The sequence below is a fragment of the Alcanivorax sp. VBW004 genome, from assembly GCF_009718865.1.
GTDB lineage: Bacteria > Pseudomonadota > Gammaproteobacteria > Pseudomonadales > Alcanivoracaceae > Alcanivorax.
In genome coordinates this window covers 1,294,688-1,315,583 of record NZ_WNHC01000001.1, presented here as the reverse complement: position 1 = coordinate 1,315,583, position 20,896 = coordinate 1,294,688, and the positions used below count along the sequence as shown (strand labels likewise).

The 20,896-nt window shown below is 59.6% G+C and carries 16 protein-coding genes; 2 read left to right on the top strand and 14 right to left on the bottom strand.

The genetic code is table 11. The features are described from left to right. Positions 1-244: 244 nt before the first annotated feature. Both guaA and guaB read right to left on the bottom strand, forming a co-directional pair. Entirely contained in the window at positions 245-1,816 is a 1,572-nt protein-coding gene (gene guaA / locus F1529_RS05975; protein WP_155132993.1) for a glutamine-hydrolyzing GMP synthase, read from the bottom strand. 176 nt (positions 1,817-1,992) lie between these two features. Continuing rightward, the gene (gene guaB, locus F1529_RS05970) at positions 1,993-3,474 is read right to left on the bottom strand and encodes an IMP dehydrogenase (protein ID WP_039926277.1); all 1,482 of its coding nucleotides are present in this window, start codon (positions 3,472-3,474) and stop codon (positions 1,993-1,995) included. Positions 3,475-3,644: 170 nt separating this feature from the next. On the opposite strand from guaB, the gene xseA reads away from it, so the two are divergent. Continuing rightward, on the top strand, positions 3,645-4,991 hold the full coding sequence (gene xseA / locus F1529_RS05965; protein WP_155132990.1) for an exodeoxyribonuclease VII large subunit: 1,347 nt from the start codon (positions 3,645-3,647) through the stop codon (positions 4,989-4,991). On the opposite strand, the gene F1529_RS05960 is transcribed toward xseA, so the two are convergent. From F1529_RS05960 to ndk, 12 genes are all read right to left on the bottom strand, one after another. Then, a complete protein-coding gene (locus F1529_RS05960) occupies positions 4,948-6,888 on the bottom strand; it encodes an ATP-binding protein (protein ID WP_230457723.1) in 1,941 nt (646 codons plus the stop codon). The two genes, xseA and F1529_RS05960, sit on opposite strands and share 44 nt — an antisense overlap. Continuing rightward, complete coding sequence (locus F1529_RS05955) at positions 6,885-7,754, bottom strand: hypothetical protein (RefSeq protein ID WP_050760121.1); 870 nt, start codon at positions 7,752-7,754, stop codon at positions 6,885-6,887. The genes F1529_RS05960 and F1529_RS05955 overlap by 4 nt, the downstream gene beginning before the upstream one ends. A 4-nt stretch (positions 7,755-7,758) precedes the next feature. Beyond that, a complete protein-coding gene (locus tag F1529_RS05950; protein ID WP_155132987.1) occupies positions 7,759-9,801 on the bottom strand; it encodes a TonB-dependent siderophore receptor in 2,043 nt (680 codons plus the stop codon). A gap of 128 nt (positions 9,802-9,929) precedes the next feature. Further along, positions 9,930-11,339, bottom strand: a complete 1,410-nt coding sequence (gene der, locus F1529_RS05945) for a ribosome biogenesis GTPase Der (protein ID WP_007150450.1) — start codon at positions 11,337-11,339, stop codon at positions 9,930-9,932. A gap of 108 nt (positions 11,340-11,447) precedes the next feature. Further along, on the bottom strand, positions 11,448-12,590 hold the full coding sequence (gene bamB / locus F1529_RS05940) for an outer membrane protein assembly factor BamB (protein WP_155132984.1): 1,143 nt from the start codon (positions 12,588-12,590) through the stop codon (positions 11,448-11,450). Continuing rightward, on the bottom strand, positions 12,591-13,226 hold the full coding sequence (locus F1529_RS05935; protein ID WP_290518013.1) for a tetratricopeptide repeat protein: 636 nt from the start codon (positions 13,224-13,226) through the stop codon (positions 12,591-12,593). Positions 13,227-13,243: 17 nt separating this feature from the next. Then, a complete protein-coding gene (gene hisS / locus F1529_RS05930) occupies positions 13,244-14,518 on the bottom strand; it encodes a histidine--tRNA ligase (RefSeq protein ID WP_290518012.1) in 1,275 nt (424 codons plus the stop codon). Positions 14,519-14,597: 79 nt separating this feature from the next. Continuing rightward, complete coding sequence (gene ispG, locus F1529_RS05925) at positions 14,598-15,716, bottom strand: flavodoxin-dependent (E)-4-hydroxy-3-methylbut-2-enyl-diphosphate synthase (RefSeq protein WP_007149726.1); 1,119 nt, start codon at positions 15,714-15,716, stop codon at positions 14,598-14,600. A gap of 21 nt (positions 15,717-15,737) precedes the next feature. Then, positions 15,738-16,643, bottom strand: coding sequence for a RodZ domain-containing protein (locus F1529_RS05920; protein WP_155132981.1), 906 nt, complete (start codon positions 16,641-16,643; stop codon positions 15,738-15,740). Continuing rightward, positions 16,640-17,425: a type IV pilus biogenesis/stability protein PilW gene (gene pilW / locus F1529_RS05915; protein WP_155132978.1), complete on the bottom strand. Its 786-nt coding sequence runs from the start codon at positions 17,423-17,425 to the stop codon at positions 16,640-16,642. The genes F1529_RS05920 and pilW overlap by 4 nt, the downstream gene beginning before the upstream one ends. Beyond that, positions 17,425-18,567 carry a 23S rRNA (adenine(2503)-C(2))-methyltransferase RlmN gene (gene rlmN / locus F1529_RS05910; RefSeq protein WP_007148979.1) on the bottom strand — a complete coding sequence of 381 codons (1,143 nt, stop codon included), beginning with the start codon at positions 18,565-18,567 and terminating at the stop codon, positions 17,425-17,427. Before rlmN ends, pilW begins: the two co-directional genes overlap by 1 nt. Positions 18,568-18,649: 82 nt before the next feature. Then, positions 18,650-19,081, bottom strand: a complete 432-nt coding sequence (gene ndk / locus F1529_RS05905) for a nucleoside-diphosphate kinase (RefSeq protein ID WP_007148916.1) — start codon at positions 19,079-19,081, stop codon at positions 18,650-18,652. Positions 19,082-19,394: 313 nt separating this feature from the next. On the opposite strand from ndk, the gene sufB reads away from it, so the two are divergent. Further along, positions 19,395-20,834: a Fe-S cluster assembly protein SufB gene (gene sufB / locus F1529_RS05900; protein WP_007148491.1), complete on the top strand. Its 1,440-nt coding sequence runs from the start codon at positions 19,395-19,397 to the stop codon at positions 20,832-20,834. Positions 20,835-20,896: the final 62 nt, after the last annotated feature.

Genomic DNA, 20,896 nt, shown 5'->3' with positions numbered 1-20,896 from the left:
ACGCAACTGACTGAAACGGAATGAATTCTGGCTGGCTGAGAGACGGATCTCATTTCAGGCAACTGAGTACACAGGGCCTGAATGCCAGCAAGGGAGCGTATTTTAAGCAAATCTGGACACTTTTCAAGCATCCAGACCCGAATATTCACGTTGCAGGAGCGTCGCTGGCGGCGCGGTCATTATCGCCTGGAGCGCGAATCGCGCCGCCAGCGACGCTCCTACGGCACAGACTGTGCCGTTTGCCCTACTCCCACTCAATCGTGGCAGGCGGCTTGGACGAGATATCGTAGGTCACCCGGCTGATGCCCGGGATCTCGTTGATGATGCGACTGGAAACCAGCTCCAGGAAATCATACGGCAAGTGCGCCCAGCGGGCGGTCATGAAGTCGATGGTTTCCACGGCGCGCAGGGCCACCACGTACTCATAACGGCGGGCATCGCCTACCACACCCACGGACTTGACCGGCAGGAACACGGCGAAGGCCTGGCTGGTCTTGTGGTACAGACCGGCGGCGCGCAGCTCCTCAATGAAGATATGGTCCGCCAGACGCAGAGTGTCAGCGTATTCCTTCTTCACTTCACCGAGAATACGCACGCCCAGACCCGGCCCCGGGAAGGGGTGGCGGTAGACCATGTCGTAGGGCAGACCCAGCTCCAGGCCGATCTTGCGCACTTCATCCTTGAACAGTTCACGCAGGGGCTCCACCAGCTTGAGCTTCATGTCTTCCGGCAGGCCGCCCACGTTGTGGTGACTCTTGATCACATGGGCCTTGCCGGTCTTGCTGGCGGCGGATTCGATCACGTCCGGGTAGATGGTGCCCTGGGCCAGCCAGTTGGCATTCTCCAGCTTGCCCGCTTCTTCGTCGAAAATATCAATAAAGGTGTTACCGATAATTTTTCGCTTCAGCTCCGGATCCGCCTCGCCGGCCAGTTTGCCAAGGAAGTTGTCTTCCGCATCCACCCGGATCACTTTCACGCCCATGTTGTCGGCGAACATTTCCATGACCTGGTCACCTTCCTGGTGACGCAGCAGGCCATTGTCCACGAACACGCAGGTGAGCTGATCACCGATGGCCTTGTGCAGCAACGCCGCCACCACGGAGGAATCCACCCCGCCGGACAGGCCCAGGATCACCTCGTCGGTGCCTACCTGCTCGCGGATGGTGTCGATGGCATCGCTGATGATATTGCTCGGCGTCCACAGGGCTTCACAGTCGCACAGTTCGCGGACAAAACGCTCCAGCAAACGGCCGCCCTGCAGGGTGTGGGTCACTTCCGGGTGGAACTGGATACCGTAGAAACGCTTTTCATCGTTGGCCATGCCCGCAATGGGGCAGCTGCCGGTGGTGGCGGTCGCCACGAAACCCGCCGGCATCTCGCCGACACGATCACCGTGACTCATCCATACGTCGAGGTATTCCTTGCCCTGCTCTTCATGGTCAACGATGCCGTCCAGCAGCGCATTGGCTTCCGCCTTTTCCACACGGGCGTAGCCAAATTCATGCTTCTCACCGGCGATGACCTTGCCACCCAACTGCTCGGCCATGGTCTGCATGCCGTAACAGATACCCAGCACCGGAATGCCTGCGTCAAACACGGCCTGAGGTGCCCGCGGCGTCTCTGCTGCCGTCACCGATTCCGGCCCACCGGAAAGAATAATGCCTTTGGGCGCAAACTCGCTGAGCTCTTCAGCGGTCATGTCGAAGGCACGAATCTCGCAGTACACACCGATTTCCCGCACGCGGCGTGCAATCAGCTGAGTGTATTGGGAACCGAAGTCCAGAATCAGGATGCGCTGGGCATGGATGTCTGTCATGGGGATCTATCCCGGTGATTGCCGGCGGATTGCAGCCGGATCTTGTTAAAACGGGCCTGACGCCAAATGCCTGGCGCCTGACGCTTTAAAAACAAAAATCGGTCGAGCACGGCTCGACCGATTTCAGCATCTGGCTCCAGGCATCAGGCCCTTGGCCAGTTACACCAAAGTCCAAATTACCCCACCGGGTAGTTCGGCGCTTCCTTGGTAATCGTTACATCGTGCACGTGGGACTCTTTCATCCCCGCGTTCGTTACCTTCACGAACTCCGGCTTGGTGCGCATCTCTTCGATGGTGGCACAGCCGGTGTAGCCCATGGAGGCACGCAGGCCGCCCATCAGCTGGTGCACGATAGCGCTCATCGGCCCCTTGTAAGGCACACGCCCTTCGATGCCTTCCGGTACCAGCTTCTCGATACCGGCAGCAGCATCCTGGAAGTAACGGTCGGAGGAACCGGTGGAGCCGGACATGGCGCCCAGCGAGCCCATGCCACGGTAGGCCTTGTAGTAGCCCCCCTGGAACAGCTCAACTTCACCCGGCGCTTCTTCAGTGCCGGCCAACAGGGAACCGATCATAATAGCGCTGGCGCCCGCGGCAACGGCTTTGGAAATATCACCGGAGAAGCGGATACCGCCGTCGGCGATCAAGGGCACGCCGGTGCCTTGCAGCGCCGCGGCCACGTCTGAAATGGCGGTAATCTGCGGCACACCAATACCGGCCACGATACGGGTAGTACAGATGGAACCGGGACCAATGCCCACTTTCACCGCATCGGCGCCAGCGGCCACCAGGTCTTTGGCTGCAGCGGCCGTAGCGATATTGCCGCCGATCACCTGCACCTCGGGGAAATGCTTCTTCACCCAGGCGACACGGTCAATCACACCCTGGGAATGGCCGTGTGCGGTATCCACCACGATCACGTCCACCCCGGCTTCCACCAACGCAGCAACGCGCTCGTCGGTGCCGGCGCCGGTGCCCACTGCCGCACCCACGCGGAGGCGACCCTGGGAGTCCTTGCAGGCGTTGGGATACTTGGCTGCTTTTTCGATGTCTTTCACGGTGATCATGCCGCGCAGGTCGCCAGCTTCATTCACCACAATGACCTTCTCGATACGATGCTTGTGCAGCAGTGCTTGCACTTCGTCAGCGCCAACACCTTCCTGCACCGTCACCAGCCGGTCCTTGCCAGTCATGATGTCTTTAACGCACTGGTCGTAGTTGGTGATGAAACGGGTGTCGCGGCTGGTGACGATGCCTACTACCTTGTCACCTTCTCCGTTTTTCTCAACCACCGGAACGCCGGAAATGTTGTTCGCATCAGTGATGCGGATCAATTCGGCCACCGTGGTATCGGGGCTGACAGTAATCGGATCTTTTACCACACCGGATTCGTATTTTTTCACCATGCGCACATTGCGCGCCTGGTCTTCGGTATCCATGCTTTTATGGAGGATACCAACGCCCCCTTCCTGCGCCATGGTAATGGCCAGGCGGTGCTCGGTGACTGTATCCATGGCTGCGGATACCAGCGGAATGTTCAGAGCGATGTCCCGAGTCAATTTGGATTTCAGGGACACGTCCTTGGGCAGCACATTGGAATGGGCAGGCACAAGCAAAACGTCGTCAAACGTTAATGCTTCTTGGGCAATTCTGAGCATATTGCACCGTAGGAAGTGAGGGGGGAGCCTGGCGGATGCCACCGGGCGGAGCGGCAGCACCTAGAATGAGACAGGCACCCCGTTAAATTAAGCGGGCGATTATACGACATTACCGGCTAACCACACAATCACCGCTGGCAGGGTACAAAAAAACGGGCTACCCTCCCGCGATGACCATTTCATCCCGCGCCGAACCACTGTCTATCAGCCAGTTGAACCTGGATGCCCAGGGCCTGCTGGAAAGCTCTTTCCCCCTGATCTGGTTACAGGGCGAACTGTCCAACTTTTCCCGCCCCGCCTCCGGTCACTGGTACTTCAGCCTGAAAGACACGCGTGCCCAGATTAATGGGGCCATGTTTCGAAATCGCAACAGGTTGCTGGATTTTGCTCCCCAGAACGGCCAGCAGGTACTGGTGCGCGCCAAAATCACCCTGTATGTGCCCCGTGGCAACTTCCAGATTGTGGTCGAACACATGGAGCCCGCCGGCCAGGGGGCTCTCAAGGCCCAGTTCGACGCGCTCAAGGCCCAGCTTCAGAGCGAAGGGCTGTTCGCCCAGGACCGCAAACAGGCACTGCCGGCCTGGCCCAGCCAGATTGGGGTGATCACCTCCCCCAGCGGCGCTGCCATTCGCGATATTCTGCAGGTACTGCAACGCCGCTGCCCGTCCATTCCCGTGGTGATTTATCCGGCAGCGGTGCAGGGTGCCGATGCGCCGGTACAGCTGCGCCAGGCGCTGGGGCTGGCTGTGACACGCAACGAATGTGACGTCCTGATTATCGGCCGGGGCGGCGGGTCTCTGGAAGATTTGTGGGCCTTCAACGACGAAGCCCTGACCCGGGCGGTTGCCGAGTGCCCCATTCCCATTGTCTCGGCCGTGGGCCATGAGGTGGACACCGGGCTGACCGATTTTGCCGCCGATCTGCGCGCTCCGACCCCTTCCGCCGCCGCGGAACTGGTGAGCCCGGATCTGTCGGTGGTCAGCCAGCGACTGGCCGGCCTGCATCGGCGGTTGCGATGGGTCATGGCGCAACAACTCCGTACCCCGCAGGAGCGCCTGCGCCATCTGAGTCAGCGGCTTCGCTCCCCTCGCCAGCACCTTGAGCAAAGCAGCCAGCGACTGGATGAATTGCACAATCGGCTGCAACGACAGATGCAGCACCGCCTCACTCTGCTCCAGGGCCGCCTGCAACCCAGCCAGCAACGCCTCGCGCGGTTATCGCCAGAGCGGCTTCTGCTGGACCGCCAGCAACAGCTGGCGGCCTTGAACAAGCGATTGCCACAACCGATACAGCGGCAGATTCAACAACAGCAAGTGCAGCTGGCCGGGCTAAGTAAGCGCCTGCAAACGGCCAGCCCGCTGGAAACCCTGGCGCGGGGGTACAGCATTACCTTCAAAGGGGACGACGCGGTGCGCTCCGTGAGCCAATTACAGCCCGGTGACACCCTGACCACCCGACTGGTCGACGGCGAAGTTACTGCCCGGGTGGAACACGTCCAGGAGTCAGATACGGACTGAGCACCCGCGCCAACTGTTGACGGCGGAACGGCTTGGCCAGGTGGGAGTTCATACCCACCGCCAGGCACCGTTCACGCTCTTCATGCATGGCATTGGCGGTCAACGCCACCACAGGCATGGGCGCCCGGCCCTGTTCCCGTTCCCACTGTCGCAGCCGCCGGGTAGCCTCCAGGCCATCCATCACCGGCATCTGCACATCCATGAGGATGCAATCAAAGTCACGCTGGCGCACTTTCTCCAATGCTTCCTCACCATTGCTGGCCGTCACCACGGTAACTCCCATCTGCTCAAGAATACGCCGTGCCACCATGGCATTGACCACATTGTCTTCCACCAGCAACACCAGCCCGTGCAGGGCCTGTTGCTCCGGATCAGCCGGACGGTGTCGCCCCGCCGACCCACCGGCCTCCGTCTGCTCGCGGAAGAACAGCCGCAACGACAGCGTAAAGACACTGCCCGCGTCCTCCTGACTGCCCACCGACAAGTTCCCTCCCAGCATTTCACTGAGCCTGCGCGCAATCGCCAACCCCAGCCCGGTGCCACCGAAACGGCGCGAGGTGGAAGAATCGATCTGTGAGAAGGCCTTGAACAGACTTGAACGTTTTGCCTCAGGAATGCCAATACCGGTATCGGCCACGGCAATACTCAAGTCCAGCCAGTCCCCCCGAACCGGCCGCACCGATACGGTGACAGTGACGCCCCCTTCCTGGGTAAATTTCACCGCATTGGAAATCAGATTGCTGAGCACCTGACGCAACCGCGTGGGATCACTCCGCGTCACCTTGCCTGCCAGCACCTCGTCGCCCTCAAGCCGCAGATACAGCCCCTTGCTTTCCGCCACATAGCGAAAGGTAGCAACACAATTCTGCAACAGGGGCTGCAGCTCGAAGAAAGACGGGTCCAGGTCCATGCGCCCGGCTTCGATACGCGAAAAATCGAGGATATCGTTAATCACATCCAGCAGATGACCGGTGGATTCCAGCGCCGCCTCGGTGTACTCCTGCTGCTCCCCGTTCTGGGCGGTTTCTTCCAGCAATTGCAGCATCCCCAGCACACCGTTCATGGGAGTGCGCAGCTCGTGGCTCATCATGGCCAGGAAGTCACTTTTCGCCTGGCTGGCGGTTTCCGCCTGGCGATGGGCCTGCTGCAATTCAGTCATGGCAGCCTGCTGCTTGTGCCGGGCGCCTTCCAGGGCGCCAGCCAACTCGTTGATGTTGTCCTGCAGTTCGCCCAACTCCCCCTGCAAGCGGCTGTTGCCTCGCACAGAATATTCGCCCTGGCGCAGGGTCCGCAGCAAACCGGACAGGTAACCCAGAGGCGCAGCGATCTGACGTGCCAGATAGTGGGCGATCCAGAGCCCCAGAATCATGGCAAAGAAGGCGGGAATCATACTGGCCAGCAAAATTTCCTTTTGCCGTGCCAACAACCTGGCACTGGACATCCCAAGCACCACCTCACCAATACGGTCGGGCCTGTCGTCACGCCCCACCACGCCTACCAGCATGCCTTCCGGTGCCACAGACTGGCGATAAATGCCGGAATGAAACTCGATGATCTCATTGCTTTTTTCCTGATGATCTCGCCCCTCGTACAGCAGCACCTGACCATCTCCATCACGGAACACCACGTACTGCAGATCCGCCCGCTGCATGGCCAGCTGCGCCTGACGGCGCAAGTCTTTGTAATTACCGGCCAGTACGCCGTATTCCGACGCCGAGGCAATCTGCTGGGCGAGAAAACGGCCCAGCTCGCGCAGGTCCCGATCGGCATCCTCAAAGCGCTGCCAGGTCAACGCCACCAGCAACAGCCCCAGCATGAACAGGGCAGGCACCAGCCCCAGCACTTGCAACTGCTTGCGAATTCCCGGGCCTTTGCGCGGCATACCGTCACGCGTCATGGCACCTCCCCGGCATTTTTCAGAGCATCCTCAAGCGCTCCGCTTTCCCGGTAATGCATGTCGAAACTGCTGGCGACGTGCTCGTTGACCACCACCGACGGGCGAGACACAAAAGCAGAGGCACCCCACTCGCCCGTGTCAGCATAAACACGCAGCCGCTGAACCGCTTCGCTGACCAGATCACTACCGCTGGCATAGTAGGATGCCACACTGCCCGCATTCACAAACGTCAGGTCCGGACCAAATACGGGCCGGCGCTGGCGGTAACTGGTCAGCAACACCAGCTTGGCTGCGTCCGGCCCCAGCAGGGCATCGTCCACGGGAAGCACAATAGCATCAAGATGATTGAGGTTTTCACGCAGGGTGTTGCCCAGCTCCCGGGTATCTTTTACCGACAGCAATTCCAGTTTGACCGGCCCGCGAAAACCACGCACCGCCTCCGCCGGCCAGACGCTGTCCGGCCCCTGCACCACGCCAATGCGGCGTGCCAAAGGCATGATGGTGTGCACCAATTGCACCTGATTCGCCAGGCTGACCCCCGCCCAGATGGCCGCACACTGACACCCCAGCCGCGCGGCCTTTTCACTCAGGGCACGGCTGACATGCACGCCCAGTAACGGTTTTTCCTGGCCCAAGGCACGGGTAAAAGCGGCATCACCGAGGGCAACCAGTAAATCGGCCGCGTCAGGCTCATCGACCACACGCAGGTTCGCCGGCAGATCCTGCGCCAGCGAAAGCACAAACACATCCTTGAAGGGGCTGGGCTCAGCCAGTACGTGTACGGTTTGCGCCGGCGCGGACAACGCACCACCGGCCGTTGCCAGCAGCAAGAGAAAAACCAGTACGCGTCCATGCTGACTCCGCATCCGGCTATATCCTCACCGTCACGCCCAGCCACATTCGATCTTGCTGGTAGTCATTTTCTGCAAAAACCACCGGGGCGCCATTCAGCCTATGCTGAACAACCGCCCGCCATTCCAGCTCCGTGGGGCCGGCACGGTGGCGAAAGCGAAATTGCACGTCCGCTCGCTCAAAAACGTTGTCGTTATAATCATTGGACAGATAATAGGCGGACGAAAACGCCCAATGGGGACTGAATTGCCAGGACCACAAGGCGCTGCCGGCATCCCGGGCGACCAGGCGTCGCTCGGTCTTCACATTCGTCCGGGTGTGTATGTGCGAGCCGGTGACGCGGAACAGGTGCGATACACTCGGCCGCCAGGAAAGCTGGGCTTCTGTGCCCTGATGGTTCACCCACCCCTCATTGCTCGGCTCAAATTCAAACGGATTCAACGCCGTGCTTAACAGGTCGGTCAGGGTTTCCTGGAAATAGCGCACATCCAGTTCTATCGCAGAAAACTGCCCGTAGTAGCCCGCCTCCCAGGAGCGGATACGCTCCGGCTCAAAAGTGCCCGGGCTTTGCTGGGTCACAAAAAAGTACGCCGGCGCCCAGCCCAGTAACGCCTGGGTGTTACTGGCAAACGGTGGCGACAGGGTTTGCGCCTGAATATTGATATTGGCGCGCTCTTCATAGATATCCGGTGTGCGCAGCGCTTCGGAATACACATAACGCAGGTGATGGCCCGGCAGCACCCGCCAGTTCACGCCGACGCGGGGACTAAAATGATCGCCGCTGATCTGATCTCGCTCCCAATAGCCCCCCAGATTCACCGTTACCGGATCCAGAACATCCAGTGCCAGATTGCCGAAGAACCGGTAGCTGATATTGTCTTGTGTGCCCCCCAGATAACTGTCGGACTGAACCCGGTCATGACGAATTTCAGCACCACTGACCAACCGGGCCCAGCGGGTCAGCTGCAAGGTGTCCTGGATTTCCAGGTCATAACGCACCTCCTGAATATCCAGCTCGCTGCCAGCACAGAAAGGCGCACCAGCACCCTGCAAGGTCAGATAACGGTTAGTAGCATCGGCATCAGACGGGAAGGCAGCAAAAGTGGCCCCCATGTCGCTGCCATTCTGCAGATACAAATCCCGCAGTTCCTGGCTGAAAAACAGGCCGCCACCGGGCCCGGTCTGGCCGGTTACAGGGTCGAGATAACAGACATCAAAATCGGTAATCTCCTGGTTGTACTGACCGTAAGTATGCACCTGAAGCTGGTGGGTCCGGCTAAAACTGTGCTGCCACTGCAGCGACACAAACGCCCGTTCGCCCTTTTGCACCGGGTCACCCTGATACTCACCAATATCGGCCACGCCTGCTTCCTGCTGGCGCTCCAGCCGGCTGCGGCTGCCGCCGGCCTGCATCGTGAGCGTATTGCGCGCATCCGCGTCCCAGACCCACTCGGTGTTGAGCGTATCGATGCGTTTGCCATCCGGCAGGGTTTCACCTTCGAAGGGTTCGTCATAGCCGTTATCTCCCCGACTCGACACGGAAGCACGCAGCGCTCCGTTTTCCAGCTGGTGGACACCGACCAGATGCGCATCGCGAATACCGTTATTGCCACCCTGCAGGGTCACACTGCTCTTGCTGATATCCCTGGGGTCACGGGTAATGATGTTGATCACGGCGCTAAAGGCGTTGGCCCCGTAAGCGGCCGCCGCCGGGCCACGGGTGACTTCGATGCGCTCCACGTCACGGATATCCACCGGCATGGCATTCCAGCTCACCCTCGACAGGCCCGGCTGATACTGGCTACGACCATCCAGCAGCACCAACATGCGCCGCTGATCGCGAGCCTGGGTGGGGTGGTAGGCCACCGAAGGGACATTGCCATCCACCTTCACGGCGGCCATGCCCGGGACCAGTTTCAGGACTTCATACAGCTCGCGGGCACCGCTGGCTTCGATCAGAGTGCGGTCGATAACGGTAACGCTGGCGGGGGCTTCAGACTGGGGCTGGCTGACACGGGCAGGAGTCAGCACCATGGCGGGCTGCTGGGCCGGTTCCATCATTGGTTCTATCGCTTGCGCAGACGCGCAAAACACGCCTAAGCAACCGGCTGTTCCCCAATACCCCCAGCGTTTGATGACTCACCCTCCGTGTTGCCGCCCCGGTCCCCTTCCCTGTTCAGCGAGGCGGATTATTTTTTCATTCGCTTGATCATCCGTTTGCGCTTGTGCACCTGTCGGTCGGTGAGCACATTCTTGCGCCCTTCATACGGATTAGTGCCGGACTTGAATTCCAGCCGGATCGGTGTGCCTTCCAGTTTCAGCAGCTCGCGGAAGCGGTTCTCCAGAAACTTCTTGTAGCTGGCTGGCAGGGCTTCCGTGCGATTGCCATGCAGCACCAGTGTCGGCGGATTGTTGCCGCCCAGGTGAGCATAGCGCAATTTTGCCCGGAAGCGCCCATTGCGGGGCGGCGGATGGCCGTTGGTGATTTCTTCCATCATCCGGGTCAGCTCGTTGGTACCGATCTTGATAAAAGCGCTGTCCCAGGCCTGCTCCACCATGCCCCAAAGGTCCCCCACCCCGGTGCCATGCAGCGCAGAAATAAACTTGATCTTCACCCAGGGGGCGAATTCCAGACGCCGCCCCAGGTTCACCCGTACCCGCTCTTTATGGTCCGCTTCGAGGCCATCCCACTTGTTCACGGCGATCATCAGGGCCCGGCCACTGTCCAGGGCGTAGCCCAGCAGATGCAGGTCCTGGTCGGTAATGCCTTCGCGGGCATCGATCACCACCACAACCACCTGGGCCGCTTCCATGGCCTGCAACGCCTTGATCACGGAAAACTTCTCGACCATTTCGAACACTTTACCGCGCCGCCGGACTCCGGCGGTGTCGATTAGGGTATAGGCGCGCCCCATGCGCTCGAATGGCACTTCAATGGAGTCCCGCGTGGTCCCGGCGTGATCGAACACCACTACCCGCTCTTCGCCGAGCATGCGGTTGATCAGGGTGGACTTGCCCACATTGGGGCGCCCCAGCACGGCCACACGAATGCTGTCTTCGCCGGGCTTCTTGGAGGTGCGGTGCTCGCCTTCCGGCAGCAGCTCCAGATCGGTAAAGCCTTCCAGAATATGCTCGATCATGCTGGTCACACCGCGACCATGGGCCGCCGCAATCGGCAGCACCTCGGTGAGGCCCAGCGCAAAAAACTCGGACATGGCCGAATCCGCATCCACCCCATCGGTCTTGTTGACGATCAGGTAGGTGGGTTTGGGCAGCTTGCGCAACTCGCTGGCAATCTGTTCATCAGCGGCGGTCAGGCCGGCACGACCGTCCACCATGAACAACACCACATCTGCTTCGCCCACGGCCTGCAGAGACTGGCTGGTCATCGGCACGTCGATGCCGTCATCGTTCTCGCCGATACCGCCGGTATCCACCACCGTGTACAAATAGCCGCCCAGCTGGCCATCCCCGTATTTACGGTCACGGGTAAGCCCCGGGAAATCGGCCACCAGGGCGTCCCGGGTACGGGTCAGTCGGTTGAAGAGTGTGGATTTGCCCACATTGGGCCGCCCCACCAGGGCGATTACCGGCTTCATAGTCATCTCAACGAGGTTTCAACGGCGCTATGGTAACGCCAAAGGGGGATTCAAACGAAAAAATCTGCGCGGGGCGCAGATTTTTCAGGCATCAAGAAACCGGACCGGTTATTTGGGGCGCACCGTGTAGGCCGCCAGTTTGCCGTCGTAACTCAACACATAAAGGGTGTCTTCATAGCTGACCGGGGTGCCCGCAAAGCCGTCACCATCGTGTCGCTTGCGCGCCACCAGGGTGCCGTCATCCGCATCCATCCAGTGCAGGTAGCCTTCAAAGTCACCCACCACCATCAGGTCGCCCTGCACGGCAGTGCCGGTCAGTCGGCGGCCGTACAGCTTGTCCTGCTGCCAGAGCACGCTACCGGTGCGCTGGTCCACAGAGCGCACCACACCAACATCATCCGCCACAAACAAGCGGCCACCGCTGGCACTGATCACCTGGGCACTGGACATTTCCTTGCCCCAGTACTGACGACCATTGATCTGGTCCGCCACGCCCAGCTTGCCCTGGAAAGCCACGGCGAAAACCCCGCCACCTTCCACGATCATGTTGCCATCCACATCGGTAAGACGATCCAGCTCGGAGCGGCCGGTCGGTTCGGCAATGCGCTGCTCCCAGGCGGGCACGCCAGTCTCAGCGTCCAGGGCCGCCAGCTTGGCATTGGCAAAACCGGCATACACACGCCCATCCGCAATGGCAGGCTGGGCCAGGCCACGCAGGGTTAGGGTGGGCACCGGGGTTTCATAATCCCACACCTGATCACCCGTATTGGCGTCCAGCGCCGTTACATGGCCATCCTGGGTCTGGAATACGGCGATGGTGCCGTTGCTGTTGGGAATCGCCAGCGCTTCACCGGAAAGCTGGGTACGCCACAGCTCTTCGCCACTTTCCATGGACAGGGCCACGGCCATCCCTTCACGGGTGCCGTAGAGCACCATGCCATAACCGGCGTAAAAACCGCCGCCGATACGATCTTCAGTTTTCACCCGCCACTGGCGCTTGCCCTTGTCACGGCTGATGGCATACACCTCACCGAACACATCACCGGCAAATACCTGTTGCTGGGTAACGGCCGGGCGCAGGGTCAGCTGGCTGTCTTCCACCCCGTCGCCAACACCTTCTTTCCAGAGCCGTTTTACCTTGTAGCTGGCATCAAAATCCGGCAGGTCATTGGGCTCAATGGCATTTGGGTTGGAGCTACAACCGGCCAGCAGCATGCTGGCCAGTACGAGGGGGAGAAGGAAATATTTCATTTAGCTCTTCAGGTCATCCAGTTTCATCTGCACACGGTCTTTTTCACCGTTGTCCTGCAGGGTTTCCAGCGCCTGGGTATAGGCCTCTGTGGCGGCCTGCTGGTCGTCACGGGCTTTTGCCAGGTCGCCACGCAGCTCCAGAGCCATGCCGTTAAAGGCAGCCGGGAAGCTGTGATCCAGCTCGGCGGCGGCTTTATCGTAGGCCTGCTGCTGCAGCAGCACACGCACCAGGCGCAGGCGTGCCGTGTAAGTCAGCGCATCGGTGGCGCCGTTGTCAGCCACATCTTGCAGCAGGGACGCGGCTTTATCGTACTCGCCCGCCTGTACCGCCAGGCGTGCCTGGGCCAAGGTGGCATAGCCCGCATAGGCACTGCCGGGGAAGTCGTCTTTCAGGGCTTCCGCCTGTTTGTTGACGGCGGCTTCATCCACTTGCTGCGCGGTCAGCGCTTCCACCATCACCTGATACTGCTTGGACGCTTCGGAGGACTGCTCCCCTTGATGGCCTTGCCACTCACGCCAGCCAATCAGGGCTGCCACGGCCAGCACCACGGTAATAATCGCGGCGGTGCCGTTCTTCTGCCACCACTCTTTAAGCAGCTCCGCCTGTTCGTCTTCATCGCGCATGTAATCTGCCACCCTGCTCTCCTTTCTTATTAATTGTCCGCCAGGAGCGCTACCAGCTCACTGGCAACCTGATCCCGGGATACTTGCTGCTGCTCGGCCTGGCCGCGCAGGGGTTTGACCATAACACTGTTACTGGCCAGTTCATCCTCGCCGATAATCAAGGCCACCGCGGCACCGCTGCGATCGGCTTTTTTCATCTGGCTTTTGAAGCTGCCACCACCGCAGTGCAACTGGATTGCACGGCCGGGCAAGGCATCGCGAAGCTGTTCGGACAATGCCATGGTTGATGCCAATACGTCCCCCATGGCCATCACATAGACGTCCACCGGCGCCGACAGTTCCGGCTTTTCCTGCTCGATAAGCAAAATCAGCCGCTCGACCCCCATGGCGAAGCCCACTGCCGGGGTCGGCTTGCCACCCAGCTGCTCCACCAGCCCGTCGTAGCGACCGCCGGCACAGACGGTGCCCTGGGCGCCCAGGGCGTCGGTGACCCACTCGAAAACGGTCTTGCCGTAATAATCCAGCCCACGCACCAGATACGGGTTCACTTTATAAGCAATGCCACTGGCATCGAGCAAGGCTTTCAGCCCTTCAAAATGGGCGACAGCCTCGTCATTCAGGTAATCGGCCAGCTGTGGCGCATCCTTGAGTACCTCGCGGGTCCCCGGGTCCTTGCTGTCCAGCACGCGCAGCGGGCTGCGCTCCAGACGTTTCTGCGAGTCCCCATCCAGTGCGTCAAAGTGTGTTTTCAGATAATCCACCAGCGCATCGCGATAGCGCGCCCGGTCCGCACTGTCACCCAGGGAGTTCAGCTCCAGCGTGACCTTGTCGGCCAGGCCCAGGGCTTTCCACAGACGTGCCGTGAGCAGGATGACTTCAGCATCAATATCCGGGCCGGACATGCCGAAGGTTTCCACCCCAATCTGGTGAAACTGGCGATACCGGCCTGCCTGGGGCCGCTCGTGACGGAACATGGGCCCGGTGTACCACAACCGCTGGGTCTGGTTGTACAGCAACCCATGCTGCTCGCAGGCACGCACACAGCTGGCCGTGCCTTCCGGGCGCAGGGTCAGGCTGTCACCGTTACGGTCGTCGAAGGTGTACATTTCCTTTTCGACGATATCGGTCACTTCACCGATGCTGCGCTTGAACAGATCGGTCTGCTCCACGATGGGCATGCGGATTTCCTGGTAGCCGTAGCTGGCCAGCACGGCCCCCACTTTTGCTTCCAGCCACTGCCACAGCCCCGTCTGTTCCGGCAGGATATCGTTCATCCCGCGGATGGAGGTGATTTTCTTGCTCACGAAAATTCCTTAAAAAACGCAGAACGCTGGACGCCTAGCACCGGACGCTAACCCACGCCCGACCAAGATCCCGCGCCGTCTATTCACTACGGGCAATAATGCCCCTCTCTTCGTCTTCGCGCTGCTTCTTGACCTTGGCGCGCACCATTCGCTCAAGCTCGTCGACCAGATCGTCAGCGGTAATGTGATGGCTTTTTTCACCGTCACGGTAGGCCAGATTATTGGGCGTGCCGCCGGTGAGCCCCACATCCACTTCACGGGCCTCGCCCGGGCCATTCACCAGACAACCGATCACCGCCAGATCAACGGATTCGTTGATATCTTCCAGCCGCGCTTCCAGCTCGTTCACGGTCTTGATCACATCGAAGTTCTGCCGTGAGCAGCTGGGGCAGGCAATAATGTTCACGCCTTTCTTGCGCAGGTTCAGGCTTTTCAGAATATCAAAGCCTACTCGCACTTCTTCCACTGGATCTGCGGCCAGGGACACACGGATCGTGTCGCCAATACCTTCCATCAGCAGCGAACCCAGTGCCACTGCAGATTTCACTGTGCCGGAACGGAACGTCCCCGCTTCGGTGACCCCCAGATGCAGCGGCTGTTCCAGTTGTGAGGACAGTTTGCGATAGGCCTGCAAGGTCATGAACACATTGGAGGCTTTCACGCTGACCTTGAAATCCTGGAAATCGTAACGGTCAAGAATATCCGCATGGCGCAAGGCCGATTCCACCAATGCATCAGAGGTCGGCTCGCCGTATTTACGCTGCAATTCTTTTTCCAGGGAACCGGCGTTCACACCGATACGGATTGGCAACCCCTTGTCCTTGGCGCACTGAATCACCGCCTTGATACGGTCTTCGCGGCCAATGTTGCCGGGGTTGATACGCAGGCAATCCACGCCCTGCTCGGCCACCGCCAAGGCAATCTTGTAGTCGTAATGGATATCCGCCACCAACGGCACATCCACCTGCTTGCGGATTTTGCCAAAAGCCTCGGCGGCATCCATGGAGGGCACCGACACCCGCACGATATCCACACCGGCATCCTGCAAACGGCGGATCTGGCCAACGGTGGCGTCCACATCACAGGTTTCGGTATTGGTCATGCTTTGTACGGAGATCGGGGCATCGCCACCGACAGGGACATTCCCCACCATGACTTGGCGGGTTTTACGACGTTGGATTTTAACTTCCGGTTCCATGGTGTTTTCTACCCTCGCGAATCAGGGAGCGGAGATTCGCACAACTTTACCGGGGGAATCCGTCGGCAAGGTGACAGCGCTGCCGTTGACCAGCAGCTCGTCCACCGCGCCGGCGTTACCGAGAGTCAGGCTGAACGGCGCTTTACCATCCAGCATCAGGGATGCGCCACCGGATTGCTCTCCCTGGCGCAGGGTGCGCCCGGTGGCATCGGTGACCTTGATCCAGCAATTGCTGGTAAAACTGAGCAGCAGGCGGTCCAGACCGTTGGCTGCGAGCATGGACGAGCCATCATCAGCCTGCTCAGCCTGGCTATCATCAGTCTGGGGATCGCTGGCGGCGCTGGCATCAGTCTCGTCGCTCTGCATACCGTCGCCAGTGACACCTTCGCCGTCAAGCCCCGCGCCCGCCGGGGCGCTCTCGGAGCCCATGCCATCGAAACCGCCAACAGCGCCTTCAGCAGGCTGGCCACCGGCACTGTCATTGATGTTTTCCGGCTCAGCGCCCTGCTCTGTCGCCGGTGCTTTTTCCGGCAACGCCGGTAATTCGCCGCTGGCAGGCCAGAGCGCCCACAACAACGCCACCAGCACCGCCAGCGCCAGCGCGATCAGCACCGGCTTGCGCCAGGCCGAAGGCGGCGGCGCAATGGACGGCAACTGCAACGGCTTGTCCAGCACATCGTCGTTAACCATCTGCTGGAAGGTGTTGGCGATCTCATCTGCCGGCAACCCGAGCAGGCGCGCATAATTGCGCAGATAGCCTTTCACAAAAGTCGCTTCCGGCAGGCGCTCGTAATCGTCCGCATCCAGGCTCTGCAGGTAGGTCAGCGACAAGTGCAAACGCTGGGCCGCCTGTGCCTGGGTCATGCCCTGGGCTTCACGGGCTTTGCGACAACGTTCGCCGGGTAAGACCACCATGTCATCGCTCATTGCTGCGCTCCTTTTTCTTGCTCAGCTTTCCATTCCTGCCACTGACGGTACTCGCCAGAGCGGCGGTACAAATTATCCAGCGCCAACTCATAGCTGGACTGCTGGTTGCGGTAGCCCAATGAATTGGACAATTGAATCCCCAGCCACAGGGCCCGGGCACTCTGCCGACCGGTGCGCTGCACATATTGCTGGTAATAATCCCAGGCCAGGCGGCTGCGGCCTTCATCGAAGTACAGCTGCGCCAGCTCCAGGTTGGGTTGAACGGAACGCGGATTCAGACGCAGTGCTTTCACATAGGCATTGCGTGCATCGTCATCGTTCCCCAGTTTCTGGTAACAACGGCCCATGTTCTCCCAGGCACTGCCGCGCCCTTCATAGGACGGGTCGTTAGCGGCTTTCTTGAAATGCTTGAGCGCTTCCTTGTACTCGCCACGGCCATACAGCAAGGTGCCGTAGTTATTCAGGGCCGGGGAATAATGGCGGTTCGCATCCAGTGCCTTGCGGTAATGGTATTCTTCGTTGGCAGGATCCTGCTCGTACTTGTACAGCAACGCCATGGCGTTGTGTGCAACGGCACTGTCATCATCCAGGCTCAGTGCACGGGAAAAATGACGGCGCGCTTCTGACGGGCTGCCTTGCTGCAGGTACTGCAAGCCAGCAGCCACACGGCTGTTTACCGCATCATCCACTTTTACCTTGGGTCCATCGTCCACCGTCACACACCCGGCGGCCAAAAATCCTGCAAAACTCAGGATAAAAATAACCTGAAAAAAACGTCTCATTAGGTCTGCGCTGTGTTGTTATCGGTTTGTTCGGCGCGATGAAAAATGGATTCCTTCCAGCGCTCACTGCGCCGGGTGCGATCCTTCACCTGCCCCACTAACTGACCACAAGCGGCATCGATGTCATCGCCGCGCGTTGTCCTGACCGTGGTCATTACTCCATTGTCATTCAGGTACTTGTGGAACTCCAAAATATCGTTCTTGCGTGACCGCTCATAACCGGCATGCGGAAACGGGTTAAACGGAATCAGGTTAACCTTCACGGGAATGCCGTTAAGCAGTTTAACCAATTGACGTGCATGTTCCGGCTTGTCGTTCACATCCCGCAACATCACATATTCCATGGTGATGGTGTTATGGCGGTGGGTGATGTTCTTGCTGTAGCTCTTACAGGCCGCCATCAGGTCTTTCAGCGGATACTTGCGGTTCAGCGGCACCAACTGGTTGCGCAGCTCATCATTGGGCGCATGCAGGCTTACTGCCAGGGACACATCCAGATCTTCGCTGAGCTGATTCATCTTCGGAATCACCCCGGAGGTGGACACGGTGATGCGCTTTTTACCAATGCCGTAGCCCAGATCATCTTTCATGATCCGCATGGCCGTGAGCACCTTGTCGTAATTGAGCAACGGCTCGCCCATGCCCATCATCACCACATTGGTAATCGGGTGCTGACCCAGGTTACGGCGCGGGCCAAAGGCACGGCTTGCCTGCCACACCTGCCCGATGATCTCGGCGCTGGTCATGTCGCGCTGAAAGCCCTGCTTGCCGGTGGAGCAAAAGCTGCAATCCACGGCACAGCCCACCTGGGATGACACACACAGGGTGCCGCGACGACCATCGGGAATAAATACGGTTTCCACGGCACCGCCGTTATCCATTTCGAACACCCATTTACGGGTGCCGTCACGGCTGATGCTCTCGTGGGTTACCTTCGGGCCGCGGATTTCCGCCACCTCGGACAATTTCTGGCGCAATGCCTTACCCACATCGGTCATTTGCTCGAAGGAATCCGCCTGGTGGTGGTGGATCCATTTGAGCACCTGCTGGGCACGGAATTTTTTCTCCCCCATGGTCAGGAAGAACTCTTCCATTTGCGGGCGAGAAAGGCCGAGCAGATTCACCTTCTGTTGGGCAGTCATAGCATTCTCCAATAGGAAACCGGGTTTCCTTTAAACGCCAACCACGGCCAAGGCCGTGGTTGGTATTGCACGCAGGCTGAAATTAGCTAGCGCGCGGGCACAGTTCTTCGTCAGAGAAGAAGTAGGCCAGTTCGCGTGCGGCAGATTCGGTGGAGTCAGAACCATGGACCGCGTTTGCATCGATTGTTTCCGCAAAATCTGCACGAATAGTGCCAGCTTCCGCTTCTTTCGGGTTGGTAGCACCCATCAGGTCACGGTTTTTGGCAACCGCATCTTCACCTTCCAGCACCTGTACAACGACAGGACCGCTGGTCATGAAGCCCACCAGATCCTTGAAGAAAGGACGCTCTTTGTGCTCAGCGTAGAAGCCGCCCGCCTTTTCGTCGCTCAGGTGTACCATTTTCATGGCAACCACGCTCAGGCCAGCCTTCTCGAAACGGGTAACGATTTCGCCGATCACGTTCTTGGCCACGGCATCAGGCTTGATGATAGAGAGTGTGCGCTCAACAGCCATCAGTCAGTTCACTCCAGATTTGCGTTAAATGTGGTCCTCGGGAACAGCAAGGGCTGTCCGGGGCAATGACAGGGGCGATCGCTGGCCGGTCAAAGCCGCCAGTGACACCACCCCTTGGAACCGGCGGATTATACGCAAGCGGGGCGAATTATGATACCGTTGCCGCCCCGTCGGAGGCGCCCATGTCCTGCTGTTGCCGGGGGCGCCCATTTTCTTCCTCGCCCCCTATTCGACAGCGCCCTGTAATGGCGTATAATACCCGACTAAATTACTCTGGTATTTCCAACACCACCTGAACCGCAGGCCCTGATCTATGAGCCAAGCCGAACTGGACAAGCTGATTCGCTCCAACTACGAGGCCGGTTTCACCACCACGGTGGACACCGAGACCCTGCCCCCCGGGCTGAGCGAGGAGGTCATCCGTTTTCTGTCCGCCAAGAAAGGCGAACCGGAATGGATGCTGGAATGGCGTCTGGACAGCTACCACAAGTGGCTGGAGATGACGCCCCCGGACTGGGCCCACCTGCATCACCCGCCCATCGACGTCAACGAGGTGTCCTTTTATTCCAAGCCCAAGAGCCTGGACGACGCCCCGAAAAGCCTTGATGAGGTAGACCCGGAACTGCTGGCTACCTATGAAAAACTGGGCATACCCCTGCACGAGCAGGAAATGCTCGCAGGCGTGGCCGTGGACGTGGTGTTCGACTCCTCTTCCGTCTTCACCACCTTCAAAGAGAAGCTGTGGGAAGCCGGGGTCATCTTCTGCTCCATTTCCGAAGCAATTCAGGAATATCCGGAGCTGATTCAGAAATACATGGGCTCCGTGGTACCCAAGGGCGACAACTTCTACGCCGCCCTGAACAGCGCGGTGTTCTCTGACGGTTCCTTTGTGTACATCCCCAAGGGCGTACGCTGCCCCATGGAGCTGTCCACCTACTTCCGTATCAACGAAGCCAACACCGGCCAGTTCGAGCGCACCCTGATCATTGCCGACGAAGGCAGCTACGTTAGCTACCTGGAAGGCTGCACGGCCCCCCAGCGCGACGAAAACCAGCTGCACGCGGCGGTGGTCGAGCTGGTGGCCATGCCCGGTGCCGAGATCAAATACTCCACCGTGCAGAACTGGTACCCCGGTGACGAAAACGGCAAGGGCGGCATCTACAACTTCGTAACCAAGCGCGGCGTCGCCCACGACAACAGCAAGATCAGCTGGACCCAGGTGGAAACCGGCTCCGCCATCACCTGGAAGTACCCGTCAGTGATCCTGCGCGGCGACAACAGTATTGGTGAGTTCTACTCCGTGGCCCTGACCCGCCACATGCAGCAAGCGGACACCGGCACCAAGATGATCCACCTGGGCAAGAACACCAAGAGCACCATTATTTCCAAGGGCATTTCCGCCGGGCGCAGCAGCAACACCTACCGCGGCCTGGTACGGATCAGCCCACGGGCAGAAAACGCCCGCAATTTCACCCAGTGCGACTCCCTGCTGCTGGGCGATACCTGCGGCGCGCACACCTTCCCGTACATCGAGTCGAAAAACCCCTCGGCCACCATCGAACACGAGGCAACCACCTCCAAGGTGAGTGACGACCAGATGTTCCTGTGCCGCCAGCGCGGTATCGACCCGGAAAAAGCAGTCTCCATGATTGTGAACGGCTTCTGTAAAGAGGTGTTCAAGGAACTGCCCATGGAGTTTGCCGTGGAAGCGGGCAAGTTGCTGGAAGTCAGCCTGGAAGGGGCGGTGGGCTAACCCCCCGCTCCACCGAACCACACCCTGAATTAACTCGGGCCGGCTTCCCGGCCCAACCGAAA